At 61.5% G+C, this 18,206-nt stretch carries 16 protein-coding genes and 1 tRNA gene; 12 read left to right on the forward strand and 5 right to left on the reverse strand.

Features of this window, described 5'->3' with window-relative positions; genetic code table 11:
• The first annotated feature begins 10 nt into the window (after positions 1-10).
• From tssC to Q2M23_RS27545, 7 genes are all read left to right on the forward strand, one after another.
• Positions 11-1,513 carry a type VI secretion system contractile sheath large subunit gene (gene tssC / locus Q2M23_RS27515; RefSeq protein WP_057019596.1) on the forward strand — a complete coding sequence of 501 codons (1,503 nt, stop codon included), beginning with the start codon at positions 11-13 and terminating at the stop codon, positions 1,511-1,513.
• Between the two features lie 52 nt (positions 1,514-1,565).
• Positions 1,566-2,051 (forward strand): Hcp family type VI secretion system effector, encoded by a 486-nt coding sequence (locus tag Q2M23_RS27520; RefSeq protein ID WP_016843423.1) that lies wholly within the window; start codon positions 1,566-1,568, stop codon positions 2,049-2,051.
• 68 nt (positions 2,052-2,119) lie between these two features.
• A complete protein-coding gene (tssE, locus tag Q2M23_RS27525; protein ID WP_092082332.1) occupies positions 2,120-2,668 on the forward strand; it encodes a type VI secretion system baseplate subunit TssE in 549 nt (182 codons plus the stop codon).
• Position 2,669: 1 nt separating this feature from the next.
• Positions 2,670-4,637, forward strand: coding sequence for a type VI secretion system baseplate subunit TssF (gene tssF, locus Q2M23_RS27530; RefSeq protein ID WP_316397689.1), 1,968 nt, complete (start codon positions 2,670-2,672; stop codon positions 4,635-4,637).
• Positions 4,601-5,665 (forward strand): type VI secretion system baseplate subunit TssG, encoded by a 1,065-nt coding sequence (gene tssG, locus Q2M23_RS27535; protein ID WP_316397690.1) that lies wholly within the window; start codon positions 4,601-4,603, stop codon positions 5,663-5,665. Before tssF ends, tssG begins: the two co-directional genes overlap by 37 nt.
• Before the next feature lie 97 nt (positions 5,666-5,762).
• Complete coding sequence (tssH, locus tag Q2M23_RS27540) at positions 5,763-8,399, forward strand: type VI secretion system ATPase TssH (protein ID WP_141339672.1); 2,637 nt, start codon at positions 5,763-5,765, stop codon at positions 8,397-8,399.
• A gap of 5 nt (positions 8,400-8,404) precedes the next feature.
• Complete coding sequence (locus tag Q2M23_RS27545; RefSeq protein WP_168858783.1) at positions 8,405-9,991, forward strand: class I SAM-dependent methyltransferase; 1,587 nt, start codon at positions 8,405-8,407, stop codon at positions 9,989-9,991.
• Positions 9,992-10,047: 56 nt separating this feature from the next.
• Here Q2M23_RS27545 and Q2M23_RS27550 read toward each other — a convergent pair whose 3' ends face one another.
• Positions 10,048-10,677: a hypothetical protein gene (locus Q2M23_RS27550; protein WP_316397691.1), complete on the reverse strand. Its 630-nt coding sequence runs from the start codon at positions 10,675-10,677 to the stop codon at positions 10,048-10,050.
• A 129-nt stretch (positions 10,678-10,806) separates the two neighbouring features.
• Between Q2M23_RS27550 and Q2M23_RS27555 the strand changes: the two genes are divergently transcribed.
• The 3 genes from Q2M23_RS27555 to Q2M23_RS27565 all read left to right on the forward strand — a co-directional run bounded on the left by Q2M23_RS27555 (position 10,807) and on the right by Q2M23_RS27565 (position 14,307).
• Positions 10,807-11,685 carry a hypothetical protein gene (locus tag Q2M23_RS27555; protein WP_057019602.1) on the forward strand — a complete coding sequence of 293 codons (879 nt, stop codon included), beginning with the start codon at positions 10,807-10,809 and terminating at the stop codon, positions 11,683-11,685.
• A gap of 90 nt (positions 11,686-11,775) precedes the next feature.
• Positions 11,776-12,897 (forward strand): hypothetical protein, encoded by a 1,122-nt coding sequence (locus Q2M23_RS27560; RefSeq protein WP_316397692.1) that lies wholly within the window; start codon positions 11,776-11,778, stop codon positions 12,895-12,897.
• A 27-nt stretch (positions 12,898-12,924) separates the two neighbouring features.
• Entirely contained in the window at positions 12,925-14,307 is a 1,383-nt protein-coding gene (locus tag Q2M23_RS27565) for a hypothetical protein (protein WP_168858780.1), read from the forward strand.
• A gap of 17 nt (positions 14,308-14,324) precedes the next feature.
• On the opposite strand, the gene Q2M23_RS27570 is transcribed toward Q2M23_RS27565, so the two are convergent.
• On the reverse strand, positions 14,325-15,260 hold the full coding sequence (locus Q2M23_RS27570; RefSeq protein WP_168858779.1) for a hypothetical protein: 936 nt from the start codon (positions 15,258-15,260) through the stop codon (positions 14,325-14,327).
• Positions 15,261-15,383: 123 nt separating this feature from the next.
• On the opposite strand from Q2M23_RS27570, the gene Q2M23_RS27575 reads away from it, so the two are divergent.
• Positions 15,384-15,668, forward strand: coding sequence for a hypothetical protein (locus tag Q2M23_RS27575; RefSeq protein ID WP_210263018.1), 285 nt, complete (start codon positions 15,384-15,386; stop codon positions 15,666-15,668).
• A gap of 72 nt (positions 15,669-15,740) precedes the next feature.
• On the opposite strand, the gene Q2M23_RS27580 is transcribed toward Q2M23_RS27575, so the two are convergent.
• Positions 15,741-15,814: transfer RNA gene (locus Q2M23_RS27580), tRNA-Gly, on the reverse strand.
• A gap of 492 nt (positions 15,815-16,306) precedes the next feature.
• Here Q2M23_RS27580 and Q2M23_RS27585 point away from each other — a divergent pair.
• A complete protein-coding gene (locus tag Q2M23_RS27585) occupies positions 16,307-16,693 on the forward strand; it encodes a YciI family protein (RefSeq protein WP_076831500.1) in 387 nt (128 codons plus the stop codon).
• A 72-nt stretch (positions 16,694-16,765) separates the two neighbouring features.
• On the opposite strand, the gene Q2M23_RS27590 is transcribed toward Q2M23_RS27585, so the two are convergent.
• Both Q2M23_RS27590 and Q2M23_RS27595 read right to left on the reverse strand, forming a co-directional pair.
• Complete coding sequence (locus tag Q2M23_RS27590) at positions 16,766-17,188, reverse strand: hypothetical protein (protein WP_316397693.1); 423 nt, start codon at positions 17,186-17,188, stop codon at positions 16,766-16,768.
• Between the two features lie 71 nt (positions 17,189-17,259).
• A complete protein-coding gene (locus tag Q2M23_RS27595) occupies positions 17,260-18,057 on the reverse strand; it encodes a lytic transglycosylase domain-containing protein (protein ID WP_038383190.1) in 798 nt (265 codons plus the stop codon).
• Positions 18,058-18,206: the final 149 nt, after the last annotated feature.

An 18,206-nucleotide genomic window follows, 5' to 3' on the forward strand; every position in this document is an offset into this window, starting at 1 on the left:
AATGGGGACCATGGCAAAAGAAGCAATCCACAAAGAGACCACCGCCAAGGTCGGGACCGTCGAGGCTGACGAGTTCGCCGCCCTGCTGAAGCAAAGCTTCAAGCCGCGCACCGAACGTGCGGCGACCGAAGTCGAGAACGCGGTGTCCACGCTCGTTCAGGAAGCGCTTAAGGATACGAGCGTCATCAAGTCGGACGTGCTCGACACCATCGAGGAGATGATCGCGCGGATCGATCAGAAGCTGACCGCGCAGATGAACGAGATCCTGCACGCGCCCGAATTCCAGGCGATCGAAAGTGCCTGGCGCGGCCTCCACTACCTCGTCTTCAACTCCGAGACCGACGCCAACCTCAAGATCCGGGTGATGAACGTCTCCAAGAACGAGCTGTATCGGAACCTGCGGCTCTATCCCGATGCGCGCTGGGACCAGAGCCCGCTGTTCAAGCAGATCTACGAGTACGAATTTGGCCAGTTGGGCGGCGAGCCGTTTGGCTGCCTGATCGGCGACTACTATTTCAGCCACCTCCCCACCGACGTGCAGTTGCTCCGCGATCTCAGCAAGATCGCCGGCGCCGCGCACGCCCCCTTCTTCAGCGGCGCCGAGCCTACGCTGATGGGAATGGACTCGTGGACCGAACTGTCCAACCCTCGCGACATCGGCAAGGTGTTCGACACGCCGGAATACGCCGCATGGAAGGGACTGCGCGATCAGGACGACTCGCGCTATCTCGGTCTGTGCATGCCGCGCGCACTGGGCCGCCTCCCCTACGGCGCCAAATCGGAGCCGGTGGAAGAGTTCGCCTTCGAAGAGGAGACGGACGGGCACACCGGTGACAAATACGGCTGGATCAACGCCGCCTATGCGATGGCGGTCAACATCAACCGCGCCTTCAAGGAGTTCGGCTGGTGCACGCGCATCCGCGGCGTCCAGTCCGGCGGCGAGGTCATCAACCTGCCGACGCATACGTTCCCGACCGACGACGGTGGCGTCGACCTGAAATGCCCGACCGAGATCGCCATCAGCGATCGTCGCGAGCACGAGCTTGCAAAGGCGGGACTGATCCCGCTGATCCATCGCAAGAACACCGACAAGGCCGCCTTCATCGGCGCCCAGTCGCTCTATAAGCCGAAGAAGTATTTCGGCGACAAGGGCGTGGATGCAACCGCGTCCGACAACCTGTCGTCACGCCTGCCCTACATGTTCGCAGTATCCCGCTTTGCGCATTATCTGAAGTGCATGGTTCGCGACAAGATCGGATCCATGAAGGAAAAGGATGAGCTGACGGTCTGGCTGCAGACCTGGATCAACGAATACGTTGATGCCAATCCGGCCTTGTCGTCAGAAGCTCAGAAAGCGCGCAAGCCGCTGGCCGCTGCGAAGGTTGAGGTCATAGCAAACGAGGAGAACCCGGGATATTACAACGCGCGCTTCTTTCTCCGTCCACACTTTCAACTGGAAGCGATGGACGTCGGTCTCAGTCTCGTTTCGCGCCTGCCAGGCCCGAGCTCCTGACGCCGCGCTATTGCAACCGTCACTCATCAGAGAATTTTGAAAGGGCTATGCTATGGCTGTCGACATCTTTTTGAAACTCGATCCGATCAAGGGCGAGTCGCTCGACGACAAACACAAGGACGAAATCGACATTTTGAGCTGGTCGTTCGGCGAGAGCCAAAGCGGCACGTTCCACAGCGGGTCGGGCGGCGGCGCCGGCAAGGTCGCGGTTCAAGACCTCCACTTCACGCACTTCGTGGACAAGGCGACACCCGAGCTTTTCAAGGTCTGCGCCAATGGAAAGCACATCGACAGCGCCATCCTCACGGTACGCAAGGCCGGTGAACACCCGCTCGAATATCTCAAGATCGAGATGAAGCACGTTCTGGTTTCCAGCGTCTCGACGGGCGGATCGCACGGCGAGGATCGCCTCACCGAAAACGTCAGCCTGAACTTCCAGAAGGTCAAAATGACCTACAAGACCCAGACCGAAAAAGGCGGCGCCGGCGCGTCTCCGGTGTTCGGATGGGACGTTGCGGCCAACAAGGAATGGGCCTGATCGCAGGCTTCCTGCCCGGCGCCGGTTGCCAATAGCGGCAATCGGCGCCGGCTGTACGGGGACCGTCAATGACCGTTACGCCAAGGAAGGACCGGCTCTCTCCGCCATTGATGCTGGCCTTTCGTGCGGCTCATGATGCTCGCGATGCGCGCAAGGCACTCGAACTGCGCGATCAGTTCGGCGAGCGAGTGATAGCGGGACGGCGCAGCGCTGGTCGTTTCCCGATCTCGGAGACGCTGCTAAGGCGCGAGGTTTCGCAGGACGTCGAAACACTCCTCAATACCATTGCCCTCGAATCGACGCTTGACCTGACCGGTCGCGGCTGCGTCCGCACCTCGATCCTGAACTATGGTTTCCCCGATATCGCAAACCGTTCGATCGACGAAGTCACCGACGAGGAGCTTAGCGATGCCCTGCGCATGTCGCTCACGACCTACGAGCCGAGACTCGATCGCAAGTCCATCCGGGTGCGGCGCGACACCTCCGTGGGCGCCGAGCAGCTCAAACTGCGCTTTGTCGTGCATTCCGACCTGAAATGCGAACCGCTCAACGTGCCCGTGGAATTCGTCGCAGACGTCGACCTCGACAGCGGCGATATACAGATCAACCGATTATAGCATGAACCGCGAATTCCTCGACTTCTACAATCGTGAACTGTCGCTGCTGTACGAGCACGCGGAAGGTTTTGCCGAGGAATATCCTGGTATCGCCGAGCGCCTCGGCGGTCTGGTCCGCGACCGCTCGGATCCGATGATCTCAGGCCTGCTAGAGGGCGCTGCATTTCTCGCCGCGCGTGTCCAGCTCAAGCTCAAGCACGAGTTTCCGGAATTCACCGCGAACCTGCTTGAGCAGTTGGTTCCGAATTATCTCGCGCCGACTCCGTCCGCCATGCTGGTCAAGATTCAGCCGACCTACGCCGATCCGGCGTTGCGCGACGGCAAGAAGATCGCGCGAGGCGCCTATTTCGACGCGAGCTATCGCGAAAGGGAACGGAGCCTCGCCTGCCGGTTCCGGCTTTGCCGCGATATCGTGCTTTGGCCTTTTGACGTCACCGGCGCCGAATATTTTGCGACCGCGGGCGCGTTGCAGGCCCTCGGGATTCCAGTCGGCGGAGAGGTCATCGCCGGGCTCAGGGTCTCCTTGACACACCGTACCGCCGCGCGGCTCGACGAGGAGCCGGCGGACGCGGAGACTCGCAACAAACCGGAGACCTGGTTCGCTGGTTGCCGCACCAGCGAACTGCCCATCTATCTGACCGGCGCCGAGTCGGACGCCATCGCACTTTACGAACAACTGACCTCGAACTGCGTCGGGCTCTATTTTCGCTATCTCGACGATTTCGGCGATCCGGTCGTCATCCGGGCTCCGAACGACTGTGTGCAGCAAGTCGGCTTCAGCGAGAACGAATCCCTGTTTCCGAACGACAACCGGGTCTTTCGCGGGTCGGAGTTGTTGCGGGAATATTTCGTGTTTCCGCGCAAGTTCCTTGGCGTCAATCTGACGCAGCTTCGCGCTGTGATGCCGCGGTTACGCAGCAAATCCATCGATATCGTCTTCGCGTTCGATGAACACAACTCGCGTCTCGCCGCCTCGGTCCGGGCGGATACGTTCAGTCTCTACACCGCCCCGGCGATCAACCTGTTCGAGAAGACCAGCGATCGCATCCCGATCAAGTCGAATACCTACGAATACCACGTGGTGCCCGACCGAAGCCGCTACCTCGAATACGAGCCGCACCAGGTGCTGGAGGTTTACGCGCACTTTCCGGCGGAAAAGGACAAGCGGCGCGTGCGTCCGCTGTACTCCGCCGCCGTCGACAGGACGGCCGGATCGGTCGAGGGACTTTATTACACGGTTCGTCGGCTGCCGCGGCGGCGCACCGTCGAAGAGAAGACCTATGGCGCGGCCTCGGACTATACCGGAACCGACATGTTCCTCTCGCTGCTCGAGCCCGGCGACCCGAGCGGCGACGGATCCGCCGCCGAGCTGAGCGTCCGCGCGCTGTGCTCCAACCGGCATCTCACGGAACATCTGCCGGTCGGCCAGGGCGGAGCCGACTTTCGCCTGCTGGACGACACCTCGCTCGAGCTGATGTGCATCGCCGGCCCCACCCGACCACGCGAGCCGGTGGTGGCGCAGTTGCGCAGCCGCAGCGAAATCGCCAATAGCGGCGTCGTCAGCTGGCGCCTGATCAACATGCTGAGTTTGAACTATCTCGGCCTCGTGGAACGCAGCGGCGGCAAGAACGCCGGAGCACTGCGGGAGATGCTGTCATTGTTCGCCGACCAGTTCGACGACGCGACGGAGCGAAAGATTCGTGGCGTGCGCAGCGTCGAGAGCAGGCCCGTGGTGCGGCGGGTGCGTGAGCGTACCGGCAGCGGCGCGGCGCGCGGCCTGGAGATCACGGTCACGCTTGACGAGAAGGCATTCGAGGGCAGCGGCGTGTTCCTGCTCGGAGCTGTGCTGGAACGCTTCTTCGCCGACTATTCAGGCTTCAACACCTTCACCCAGACCGTCATCTCGACCCCGGAGCGCGGCGAGATCATGCGTTGGCCGGCCCGCATGGGCACCCGGAGGCCGCTGTGACGCTGATCGACCAGATGAAGGCCGAGCCCTGGCGGTTCGATTTCTTTCAGACGCTCCGCCAGCTCGAGCGATGCAATCCGGATCGACCGCGGATCGGCGACAATGCAGCGCGTCGCGAGGAGTTTGTCGACCTCGGTCAAACCCCCTATCTGGAATTTCCCGCCTCCAATCTGAGCTCGGTCGACGATCGTGATGGCAGGCTCAAAATTCTGGTCAAATTCCTCGGCCTGCTCGGACCGCAGGGCGCGCTGCCGCTGGCTACCACCGATGAGAGCGTCGGCTGGCAGTTGATGCGGGACGACGCTTTCCCCCGTTTTCTCGACCTGCTGAACGGACGCTTTCTGCAGTTGTTCTTTCGAGCCTGGGCAGACGCACGGCCGATCGCCCAGCATGATCGGCCATCCGACGACCGCTTCATCGCTTATGTCGGCTCCTTCGCCGGCCTCGGCTCCGATATTTTTGCCAATCGGGATACCGTGCCTGACATGGCGAAGCTGAGCTTCGCCGGGCTGGTTTCACCGAGAGCGAAATCCGCATCACGACTGGCGCGGCTGCTGCAAGGGCTGTTCGATGTCAGGGTCGAGATCGACGAGTTCGTCGGCACGTGGCTCCCATTCGACCCAAGCCATTGCAGCCGGCTCGGCGGGACGCACGCCAAGCTTGGTCACGACGCGCTCCTGGGCTCGCGTGTGTTCAGCGTCGAAGACAAGATCAGGGTTCGCGTGTTCGTGAAGGATTTTGCTCAATACGAGCAGTTCCTGCCCACCGAAGCGCCGAACCTGTCCGAGCCCCTGGCTGACGCCGTCTACTTCTACATCGGCGACGAACTCGAGTGGGAGGTGGAACTTGCCATTCCGGCGGGAGCGGTTGTCCCGATGAAGCTCGGGCAGAGCGGACGCCTTGGATGGACCAGCTGGGTTTCGCCGAACTGGGCCTCGACCGAGGAGTATCGGCGCGATGCACGCTTTCACCTTGCCGAGCGTCTCAGAGCCCGGCGCAACGCTGCGACTGATCAGCAGCCGATTTGAACCTAAGCATCGCTCCGATTGTCCTAACATCATGGGAATTCGAGCCGATTTCCGCGACGACCCGGCATCGCCCGGGGATTGAGCAGGAGGCGCCATCGTGACCGATATCAGCCTTGAGGCCGTGACTGGCAAACTGAACCGGGCCGGCTACGATGCCTTCATACAGGCCCTGCGCCACGCCAAGAGCGTCAGCAACCGTAACGTGGAGCTTGCGCACTGGCTGTTTCACATCCTGCAACAGGAGCGGACCGACCTCAGCCTGTCGGTGGATCACTACAAGCTCGACCGCGCGCGGCTGCTGTCGGACCTCGCAGGCGTCATCAACGGTTTCCGCAAGAACGAAACCGACATGCCGGGCGTCGCCAATTCGGTCATCGATATTCTCGACCGTGGCTGGCACTACGCCACGCTGTTCTTCGGCGAGACCCAGATCCGCACCGGACATCTCCTGGTCGCCGGATTGAAATCGAACGAGATCCGTCGTGCGCTCAACAACATCTCGCAGGAATTCGCCAAGATAAATGTCGACGCATTGGCTGCGGAGCACCGCGCCATCTGGGCAGGCTCCGAGGAGGAGACCATGCGTCCGATGGACGGCTCCGGATTGGCCGGTGCCGGTACTGACGGTACGGACCGGGCGAATCCCAAGGGGACGACGCCGCTCGACCGGTTCTCCCAGGATCTGACCGCCAAGGCCAGATCGGGCCAGATGGACCCGATCCTCGGTCGAGACGACGAAATCCGCCAATTGATCGACGTGCTGATGCGCCGGAGGCAAAACAATCCGATCCTCACCGGCGAGGCCGGCGTCGGCAAGACTGCCGTGGTCGAGGGATTTGCCCAGCGCATTGCCGCCGGCGAGGTGCCGCCGCCGCTGCGCAACGTCAGGCTCTGCGCGCTGGATATCGGCCTGATGCAGGCCGGTGCCTCGATGAAGGGCGAGTTCGAGCAGCGCCTGCGCTCGGTGATCGACGAGGTACAGAACTCGCCTACCCCGATTATCCTGTTCATCGACGAAGCGCACACGCTGATCGGGGCCGGTGGCGCCGCCGGCACCGGCGACGCGGCCAATCTCCTCAAGCCTCCCCTCGCCCGCGGCACGCTGCGGACCATCGCCGCCACCACCTGGGCAGAGTATCGCCAGTACATCGAAAAGGACCCCGCACTCACACGGCGCTTTCAGCCGATCCAGGTCGATGAGCCGGATGTAGAGACCTGTTGCATCATGCTGCGCGGTCTCCTGGGCCCGATGGAGAAGCACCACGGCGTTCGCATTTCGGACGCCGCGATCGTGACCGCGGTCAACCTGTCGCATCGCTACATTCCGTCCCGACAGCTGCCGGACAAGGCGGTCAGCCTGCTGGACACAGCTTCAGCACGGGTAGCCATCAGTCAAAGCGCGACGCCGGCCCTGATCGAGGACGCTCGCGTCGCGATCGCGGCCCGCGAGGCCGAACGATCAGCGCTGGTCAGCGACGGCGATCTCGGGGACGAGAACAGCGAGCGCATCACCACAATCGACGGCGACATCGCGACGCTGAAGGCCAAGCTGTCCGGCCTGGAGGCCGACTGGGCCAAGGAACAGGAGCTCGTCAAGGACATCCGCAGCATTCGCGAAATCCTCTCCGAGAACGGCGACGAAGATCGAGCGACGAAGCGCGTCGAGTTGCGCGGCAAGTTCGAGACACTGGAAGGCATCAATCCGGAAAAGCGGATGATCTACGCCCATGTCGACCAGCAGTCGGTGGCCTCTGTCGTGTCCGACTGGACCGGTATCCCGACCGGCAGAATGATGCGCGACGAGATCGAAACCGTCCTGAAGCTACCCGAAATTCTCAATCGCCGCGTGGTCGGCCAGTCCCACGGGCTGACGATGATTGCGAAACGAATCGAGACCAGCCGCGCCAAGTTGGACAACCCGTCCAAGCCGATTGGCGTTTTCATGCTGGCCGGACCGTCCGGCGTGGGCAAGACAGAAACCGCCCTCGCGCTTGCCGAAACCCTTTATGGCGGCGAGCAGAACATGATCACGATCAACATGTCGGAGTTCCAGGAGGCCCATACGGTCTCGACCTTGAAGGGCGCACCTCCGGGTTACGTCGGCTATGGTGAAGGCGGCCGGCTCACCGAAGCGGTCCGGCGCAAGCCCTACAGCGTTATCCTGCTCGACGAGGTGGAGAAGGCCCATCCCGACGTCCATGAGATCTTCTTCCAGGTGTTCGACAAGGGAGTCATGGAGGACGGCAACGGTCGGCGAATCGATTTCAAGAACACATTGATCATTCTGACCACGAACGTCGGCACCGATCTCATCATGAGCCTGGCGCGCGATCCGAAGTATCGCAACGAGCCGGAAGAACTCGCCAGGCTGCTGCGGCCGGAATTGCTGAAGGTGTTCCCTGCCGCCTTGCTTGGGCGCATCGTCTCGATCCCCTACTTTCCGCTTTCGGACGAGATGCTTGCCGGCATCGTCAGATTGCAGCTCGACCGGATCGGACAGCGCCTCCGCGATAATCACAAGGCTGCCTTCGGCTACGACGATGCAGTCGTCGAGCACATCGTATCCCGCTGCAACGATCCGGACTCCGGCGGGCGGATGATCGACAACATCATCACCAACACGCTGCTGCCCGAACTGTCGCGTGAATTCCTCAGCAAGTCTCTCGCCAAGGAGGAGGTCAAGCAGACGCGCGTCTCGATCGTGAACGACAAGTTTGCATATTCGTGGAACTGACTGCGATGAACATCCAGACCGAGCACCGCCAGCCGACCACCGGCACCACAGCATACGATGAGGTGTATTATCCCGGGCATGTCTACGGGCTCACTCACCCGAACCATCTGGCAACGATCGCTACGGTCTACGGCATGCAGCCGGCTCCGGTCGAGCGCTGCAGGGTCCTGGAGCTCGGCTGCGGCGTTGGCGGCAATCTGTTGCCGATGGCTTTTCAATATCCGGACAGCGAGTTCATCGGTATCGACCTGAGCGGCGTTACGATCGAACGCGGACAGCGGAACATCGCCGCGTTGGGCTTGGGCAACATCAGGCTTCTGCATTGCGACATCATGGATGTCGACGCTGCCTTCGGACAGTTCGACTACATCATCGCCCATGGCGTGTATTCATGGGTGCCACCGGTCGTGCGCGAGAAGATGATGTCCATCTTCAAACGGAATTTGGCGCCACGGGGGCTCTGCTATGTCAGTTACAACGCGCACCCGTTCTCGCATCTTCGCGACATGGTCCGCGACATGATGCGCTACCACACCCGGCGCATCACCGGGATGAAGGAGAAAGTCGGACAAGCTCGCGCGATCGTGAAATTTCTCAGCGAAGGATCGAAGTCCAGCTCGGTGCACGGTACAGTCATGCGTGACCAGTGCAACCGCGTGCTCAAGGCTCCGGACGAGTTGCTTTTTCACGACGATCTCGATTCTGGCGCGACGGCGTTCCTGCTGCACGAAGTCGTCGAAGACGCCGGCCGACATGGGCTGCAATATCTGAGCGACGCCGATTTCTCACGACGCTATCTTGCCGGTTACACCGAAGAGGTCCGCGCCACGCTGCAGCGCTTTCCCGAAAGCGAGTTCATGGCGCGCGATCAGTATCAGGACTTCATCGACGGCAACGGGTTTCGGCGTACGTTGCTCTGCCACGAAGGCATCTCCCTTGACCGCAAGGTCGATCTCGACTTCATCACCGCCTTCTATCTGCTGAGCACCACCAGCCCACGTCGCCCCGACGCCTGCCTGACCGACGATTCCGAGATGGAATTTGAAAATCAGGACGGCAGCCGAATCACCGTGACCAATCCGCTCCTGAAGGCCGCACATCTTTGTCTCGGCCGGGCCTGGCCGCGCGCACTCTCGTTCACTGAACTGCTCGATGGCGCCCGGACGCTGCTGGACGGCCGGCAAACAGCCGATGACCAACGGATATTGACGGAAGCGCTCTATATCCTGGCCTGCAGCGGCGAGGTCTCCTTTCTGAAATCACGGCCGTTTCTCGTGAAGGAAGTCACGGATTGTCCGCAGGCGAGTCTGCTCGCCCGCAGACAGGCGCAGAGCGGCCCGCTGGTCACCAATCTGCTTCACCAAACCGTGCAGTTGGAGGACGACAGGACGCGCCACTTTCTGCAACTGCTCGACGGCTCCCGGACGATCGAGCAAATCACAGCCGAAATGACTGAAATCTTCGGACCGACCATCCAGGTCAAGCAATTGGATGATGCCGGGCAGCCCGCCGAGCCGTTGCTGCTGTCAACCCGACAAAGCGTTGACCGTTCGCTGGCGACGGTCGGCAAACTGGGTTTGCTGGTGGCCTGAGGACGGGCGGCAAGGAGCCGGCCCGTCATTTTGTGGAGCGGACGCCCCACGTCCCATCAGCCGTCGTGGGTGTATTGTTGGCCGAGCAGCCACCCGGTGAGAATGCCGCCGGGTCCGCTGGCATAGACCGCGCTAAGGCCGACACCGGCGCGCAGCATCTGCCATTCATGCTCGCCGACCCAGGGAATGCCGGGATCACCCTTCTGGTATTGCGACAGCAACGTTCGGGCGACTTCCGCGGCATTGGCGTAGATCGTGCCGTTCGCCCAGCGGGGTCGCGGCAGGCCCGTCATGCGGCAGTAGAGCGCGGTACAGACATAGGCGGACGCCTCCTCCGCATTGCCGTCAAGGCCGGTACGCAGCAGATCGTAAGCCGCATGCAAGGCCTCGTGGACGATATAGGCTTCGTCCATTCGCCCCGTCGCCGACACGACCTCCAGCGTATTCGCCGCGACGACCGTACCGTCCGCCCGGGTCCGCGCGACGTCGTTATATTGTGCCGCAACATTTGCCGCGAGGTCCGTCGGAACTCTGACGCTGACCTGTCCCAACCGGATCGCGCGAGCGACGTGATGGAACGTTTGCGGTGCAATCGTCACGTGGCTGCCACGGATCGGAAACCGGAAGCGAATGCGTGCGACCGCCGGGCCATTGAGTACGTCTAGCACCCTGCTCCGAAGTGACATCGGATCGTCCTTGCTGTTGACACTGCTCCACGAATGGTGGTCGGCGTTTCCGGTTAGGAGGTTCAGTTGAACCCGGCCCCGGCCGGATCAGACAAATCGGGGACTGGCTTTCACTCGGAGGGCAGCCCCGTGACGACCACCGACCCGACCACGACCGACACTTACCGCAAGATCGCGGCGCGGCTGACCATGCTCCGGCCGCAGATCGATCTGTCGAAATATTTCGCGGGGCCGAATCCCAATGTCCGCCTCTATGACGAGAAGGCCTATATCCGACGCCAATTGGAGAAGTATGGCGTCGCGGCCGCGACGAGCACGCTCGACGGCGTCACGTTCCTGCCCAAGGACTGGGAAGACCTGATCAAGACGCTGCGCATTGCCAAGACGTCGGACGGATTCGACGCCTTCGCCGAAGGCAAAAGCCCGGAGAAGCCGTCGCATTGGGCCCTCGATCTGTCGATGGCAGCCACAATCGGCAAGGGATTCCGGGAGATCTGGCGCCCAAAACTATCCGACCGGCCGCTCTCGACGCGAGACCTTCCGGGCCGGCACGGCTTCGGGCTCGGGCGCGGCCGAGGGCAATGGAGCGACGACTATAGCGCGCAGTTCGGCAAGGACCCGCAGCCGCAGGACATCACGTCGCTGCATTTCGCGGTAGCGCCGGACCGGGTCAATGTTCACATCGACGAGACCGGCTTCGTGTTTGAGGGCGCAGACGGCGCCCTCACGGTCGGACCGAATTTCGGCCACCACGCCGTCAATGAACTGTTCTGGAAGAGCAATCCTCACCTGCCGCGCTGGGCGATCGATCACATCGACCTGATCCTGCCGAACAGCGCCAACGATTTTTCGCGATTTGGCGTTTCGGTCGACCTGTATCAACGCAAGGACTTGCGCGTCACCGTCACCGGCTCCTGCGGCATTTTCGGAGGATTCGAGTGCTCGGGAACGTTAAGCGTCAGTGGAACGCATGATCTGCTTGGCTCCAAGCCGAAAGGCGCGCGCTGACGATCGCATGTCTGCGATCGAGGGTGCGGCAGAGCCGCTTGAACCGGCGCTTCAGCAGACGCGACTGAGGGATAGGCTCGCCGACGCAAAATGCGTCCTACAGTTTATGCCAATGGTGTTGTTGCAATGGCGCCCTTAAAGCCCCCCGTCTGGCTCGATACCAATATTCTTATAGACATACAGAACGGGCAAAGAGCTGCGGCGAGCACCGCCGAGAAAGCGCTCAGCCGACGCTTCGAGAATGAAATTCTCAATCTGGCCAAGGACGGTCACGAGGTTCTGATCTCACCGCGGGTCAAGTTTGAATTTCTAAAGGGAGCGCGTGCTCAGTCCGGCGAAAAATTGCTCACTGACTTGCGGATCGTCGAAGACAAAATGATGACCCAGGTGCCCCGCGCGCAAGTTTGGAAGTGGGGCAATGAGGGTTTGAATCACGGGCTTTCCGCGTTCGATTCCGATGTTGTCGCCCAGGTCAGGGCAGGCGGAGTGGCTCGCGGCATCAAGAATCCGGTGTTGCTGACCAGGGACAGCGGAGGAACGCTCATTGCGATGCGCAGGAGAGGCGTTCAAGCGCTCGACTTCCGGGCACCGGAGGTGAGACTGAAGGTCCCGCGGAACACACCGACCCCGCCAGAGGTCCCGCCGCCGCCGGCAGGCTCCGTCGCTGGCGAAGGATTTTGGAGCGCGGCCAAGGCCGGCTTCAAGGCGGGTTTAAAGGAGGCTTTCAAGGCCGAGAACATCGCTGCGATGATCCCCGATCTGGTCCTTATGGTGGCTGACAAGGTCGCGGCCCGAGAGGCACTCAAGAACATTCAAGTCAAGTTCATCAAGGAGGGGTTTGCAAAGGGCGTTGCAGCGGGCGTCATGGGTTGGTCCGAGGAGGAAGTTGCATCAAATCTGATGAACCGCATCACCGCGTTCAGAGTTCAAGGTCTGGAAGACCCTGCTGGCATCCTGACGCGCGCGACCATTCTGCAAGTGGCCGAAGCGTACGAAAACTATGCGGTGGTGATTGGATTTCAGTTCAGCTCTGCCAAGGACCTGAAATGGAAGCGCGAGATGGTCGCCAAGGGCTCCAAGATTCTGCATCAGTATGGATATTATTTCGGAACCGATCCGCAGGCGCTATTTGAGTACGAGTTCATCGACAAGCTAGCGTGGACGCTTCAGCCGACCACCAATGCGATAGTTGAGCCCACAATCCGCCACTGAAAACGATCATATTGCTGGTGATTGCTCATGCCGCAATTGAAAGACAAAGTAGGACGGTTTGCCGCCACGGGTCGCAGCTGCCAAAACTGGAAGCAGGACCAGGAACTGGTCATCTCGCTGCTCAACAAGATCGCCATTTCCGACGGAGGAGCCGAGACCACGCTCAAACCGCAAATGGTCGTGACGGGTCACGCCAGCGACAGCCTCTACAACTCGATCCTGTATTTCCAGCAGAAGAACTTCCCGGGCACGCCGGACGGCTATATCCGGCCTGGTGGGCCAACATTCACTCGGCTCGTTGATCTCGCGACCAAGGCAGCCGCCAAGCCTCCTCCTCCCAAGGGTCAATGGGACGGGATCGCGACGCCATCCGTCGATGCCGCACTTCGCAAGGGTCTGCTCGACGATTCCAAGCTGGACTATGGGGAAGTCGTCGACATTATCAGGGCGACCGTCACGGATGGCATGGTCACCGCATTCGAGCTGGACGACCTGACCACCATTGCAAACACCTCCAGAACGCTTTCTCCGACTTCGAAGAAGCTCATCACGCTCTTCGTCGGCGACGAAAAGAAGAAGTGGCTCGGGGTTGGACCGTACGACCTCAACTCGGATCAAAAGAAGCTCGCCGCGGAGATGGTCTGCGATTTCCTCAAGAACACGAGGACCACATTCTTTCCGAAGCTCGACCCGCACCGCGTCGGGATCGGCATTCTCAGGCGAATTGCGAAGCCGAGCCTCATAGATCAGGATCAAGCGAGCATGTGCGGCCCCTCCGCGCTGATGTTCAGCTACGCATCCGACAAGCCGGGGCAATATGCGCGGTTCGCCATCGATCTGTATCAGAAGGGGCAGGCGAACCTCGGCCGCCTGCTGATCAAGCCGGGAAAGGACGTGAAAAACTACACGCCGCCCTACTCGCTGGACCACGTCGATTGGCTGACTTGCGCCTCCATTCGCGACTCGGAAAATTGGTTCCTCGATTTTGACGACACCGGCAGAATAAGCGATGTCGCGGGGATCACCTTGCCGAGCGAAATGGAGCAATGGTTCCGCAAGGCCGGATACCAGGACGTACGCGAGGAGACCAATCTGAAATTCAGCAAAGGCATCGACAGCGTCAACGAAGCCAACGCCCTGCTCGCCAGTGGATACCGCGTATGCCTGTTCATAAGCGCCAACATGATCGAATATGACGACCAGTCGGATGAAGGCTCGGTGTTGACGCGGCACTGGGTCGTCTTGCGTGACAGGATACAAGTGTCGAACGGAAACGTGACGACAACGATCTTCACATGGGGCAAAGGAGATTACGCGATCCCGCATCCGGGCAAGGGTGGCGCTCAGAAGCCTCTCTCGATTGGGGACTTCCTTATGAATTATTACGGGTACATTGCTGCCAAAGCGTGAGTGGAGAACAAGCGCTCTCACCACGCGTTGAGGTCGGTGACGAGTTGCTTGTCCAGGGACAAGCTTTCCATGCCGCTGGAAAGCAAAATGCCGCTTCGATTATGGTGCCCACTCCCGGGAATGTTCCGCTTGTGGTGCAGGAAGTGACCGACCTCGTGCGCCATGACGCCAATGAACGCCTCGCCATAGTCGAACACGGGTGGATTGCCCTGATCGACAACCACGAAGGCCTGCTCGTCGGGCAGATACTCTCCAGCCGCCTCGTTATCCATTGCGTCATAGTCGCCGACGAGAAAACACGTGAGATCGGCGCCGCGCACCTTGAACGGGACGATCTCCTTGCGGAAAACATCCCGCGAGATTTTTGGCCCCAGGGCTTTCCGGACCGTCATCCAAGTCGCCTCTGCCGGGGTGAAGAAGATATTTGCCTGAGCCCCGAACGTCCAGTTCAGCTTGGTGAGGAACCAGGGCACGTCGTCCGGCGTCCATTTCGTGGCGTTGATCAGATTGCCGGATTGATCGAGGTACTTGAGGAATTTGAACGCGATCGTGAAATCCTTGCGCGGCAGAATGGCGACATCCAACTTGATGCTTGTGCTGCCGCGTACGGCTTTAAGCTCGGGAATGCCTTTATCCTTGGGCGAGACCTTGAGGCCGCGCGCAGGGCCGTCCGGCCGTGCAGTGGCATACAGCGCTGTACGCAGACGCAGCAACTGGTCGTCGCGCTCCTGGCCTTTTTGCTCCCTGAAGCGGGTCTTGATGTATTCCTGAGCGACACGTTCGACGTCATCGAGCCGCACATCCTCGACCAGGAGTCGATTGCGATCATACGACAGGCCAACGTCCTTGCTGTCGCGGAGGCAGACCAGGTTGAAGCCTCCCCGAGGAACGATCATGAAATTTTGCGTAGCGTACACACCCGAATTCTGCAGGAACTGAACGAAGCTCGGCATGGCTTCCCCCACCCCTCCTAATCCACGGACGGGATCTCGCCCGGTCCATCGCGCCGAGCATATCCATCCGGGATCGCGTCCGGTTGAGCGCGCAAGATAGCGGAAATTGGCCTTGCGAGGCAGTTGATTTCGCTTGGTGTCGTTGAGCAGCAAGGGCGAATGCCGACTCAAGTGGAGCGCATTTCGAAGAATATCTTTCCGGCTGCGGGCTTGCGCCCTGAGCTGACCTTCACGTCGTTTGGCCGGCATGGCGGGACCACCGAGGCGAGCACGTCCGGCCCCACAAGAACGCGACTGATGAAGAACGGCCAATGGTCATCGACCAAAGCGATGGAGCACGACCTTCATCATGACGACGAGGCCAAGCACGCACAGATCAAGCGGCGCAAGCAGGCGGCCAGAAAGTGAACGGTTATCGGAATGGATTCGGCGCTGTTGTCGGAACGGAAATCAAATATTCCGATAAGTACCTGAAATTATTGGAGCGGGTGAAGGGAATCGAACCCTCGTATTCAGCTTGGAAGGCTGCTGCTCTACCATTGAGCTACACCCGCATCTCGGGTTCACCTAACACGGCCGGGCGGCGGCCTCAACTGCCCCGGCGTGCGTTGTGTTCTCCGGCAAACGAAACCATTTCGCCGCAATCCGGCCGGTTTCCTGGCGCGGCTGGGCCGGAGGCGGCCTTAACAGCGGCGGATTCGGCACCTATATTCGAAGTCCCATCAACAAAGAAAGGAGGTGATCTAGTGTCTTGTCTCAAGCGCTGTCACCTCGCTGGGATCGCCCGCTAGGCCCTGAGCAATCAGCCTGGCATCGGGGCGCTCTCAGCCCTGGACCAGCGAGACATCAAAATCGGGGGCGCGGCGGAAGCTCATCCGCCGCGCCTTTTTGCTGTCTTGGCCTGTGCGATTCGCCGCCGCCATGCCGGACGGCGGGATACCTTGTCGCAACACAGAGACCGTCCGATCCGCTACAGATGAAATGTCGGCTCGGATCGCCGCGAGACGTCCTTGGGCCAGTCGCATCAGAAATAAGGAGCACATCAGATGCTTTATGCCATCCTGGCCTATCACGTCGAAGCCGAGGTCAAATCGTGGAACGCCGAGGAGGACGCTGCCGTGATGACGGGTCTGCGCGAGGTCCATCAACGGCTGAAGGGCAAGCTCGGTCCGGCTGCGCGGCTCGGCGATACCCGCAATGCCAGCACGCTGCGTGGGCCCGGCCACGGCATGGTGATCGACGGGCCGTTCTCCGAAACCAAGGAGCAATTGCTCGGCTTCTACGTGATCGATTGCACCGATGAGGCGGAGGCGATCGCCGCGGCGCGCGACCTGCGCAGCGTCAACCCGTCGGCGGTCTACGAGATCCGCGCGCTGAAGCTCTACATCCCCGGCGCGCCATTTCCGGAGACCGCGGGCCCGCGAGACGCGTAGCGCGTGTCCCCGCGCAAACGGCTTTGGCGCTTGTCGCGAGGGAAACCGCTTCGCACGTTTCCGGATCATGCCTTAGCGGCTGGAGCGCTTCGGCAGCTTCGGGAGTTTGCTCGGGTCGAACTTCGGCAGCGGCAGATCCGGCGGCGGCTCGGGTGCCACCTCCTGGCTCGGAATCAGCGTCACCTCGAAGGCGAGATCGGGCACGGCATCCACCCTGCCCGTGCAGGTCGCGATCGCGCCGGTGCAGGTGCCCTCGAGCCGCACCACGAGGTCGTCGGTGCCGAACACGGTCGTGCCGTCTCTCGAGTGCCGCTGCGTGGTGAGCACGGCGGAGAAGCACTCGCCGTCGACCTCATAGGTGCCGCTGTAGAGCATGACCGCGTCGCTGCCCCACAGCCTGCCATCGGCGACGTGCACGATGCCGGTGCCGTCCGCAAGCGACGTTCGAAACCACGCCGCGTAGGTGCCGTTCTTGAGCATGGAGCCGGTCTCCATCTGCTCCGTTTCACAGCGCACGATCTGGGCACCGTTGCGTTAACAGGCGATGAAGGAACTCGCGCCTACGCTCATTGGCCGTCGATCTGCCGCCCCATGATGGCGATCGCCTTCTGGTAAACGCCTGCCGCGTTCCACGCCTCGATCGCGGCGAAGTTGGGTTCCCCGGGCTGATAGCCGGCGCCGGCGCGCCAGCCATGGGCGCGCAGGAAGTTCGCCGTCGAGCTCAGCGCGTTGGCCGCGACGTCGAGATTGCCGGTGCCGTAGGCGAGGACGTTCTTCGGCATGAACTGGGTCTGGCCGATCTCGCCATGCATCGAGCCGCGCGTGCTTCCAGACAACGTGCCGCGGTCGACGAGCTTCAGCGCCGCATAGAGCTGGTCGGTGAAGAACTCCGGACGGCGGCAGTCATAGGCAAGCGTTGCGATCGAGGACAGCATGTTCTGGTTGCCGCGCTGGCTGCCAAAGCCGCTCTCCATGCCCCAGATCGCGATCAACGGTCCCGGCGGCACGCCATAGCGCTGCTGGATCGAGGCGAACAGCGCGGCTTGCGACTGCTTCAGCGATCGGCCGCGCGCCACGATGGTCGCAGATCCCCGCTTGGCCATGAACTGCTCGAGCGACAGGCCGAAGCTGCGCTGGCCGCGATCCGCGGCAATCGTCGCGCTGGCGTAATGGGTCTGCATCAGCGCGGCGATCGCGGTGGCGCCGATGCCCTTGGCGCTCGCCTCGCCCGAGAACTGCTGCTTCCAGGCTTCGAACCCGCCGGGCCCGTTGCCGCACTGCGCCGCGTTCGCCTCAGCCCCCAGCGTTGCAACCATCACGACGATGGCGAGCGCCGACGTCGCAACCTGCCAGCCCCTGATCATCCGAAACCTCCTCCGCAAATATGCCGCCCTCGCGGGCGCGGCGCTGACGATGGCCGGATGGACATGACCCGGCGATGAACGGCCCGCCTCAGATTCGGCCTCGGACCGTCACGATATGTCGCTGGCAGCGGATTGGCCATCCCGCCCGC

This window comes from Bradyrhizobium sp. 33ap4 (assembly GCF_032654765.1).
Lineage (GTDB): Bacteria > Pseudomonadota > Alphaproteobacteria > Rhizobiales > Xanthobacteraceae > Bradyrhizobium > Bradyrhizobium australafricanum.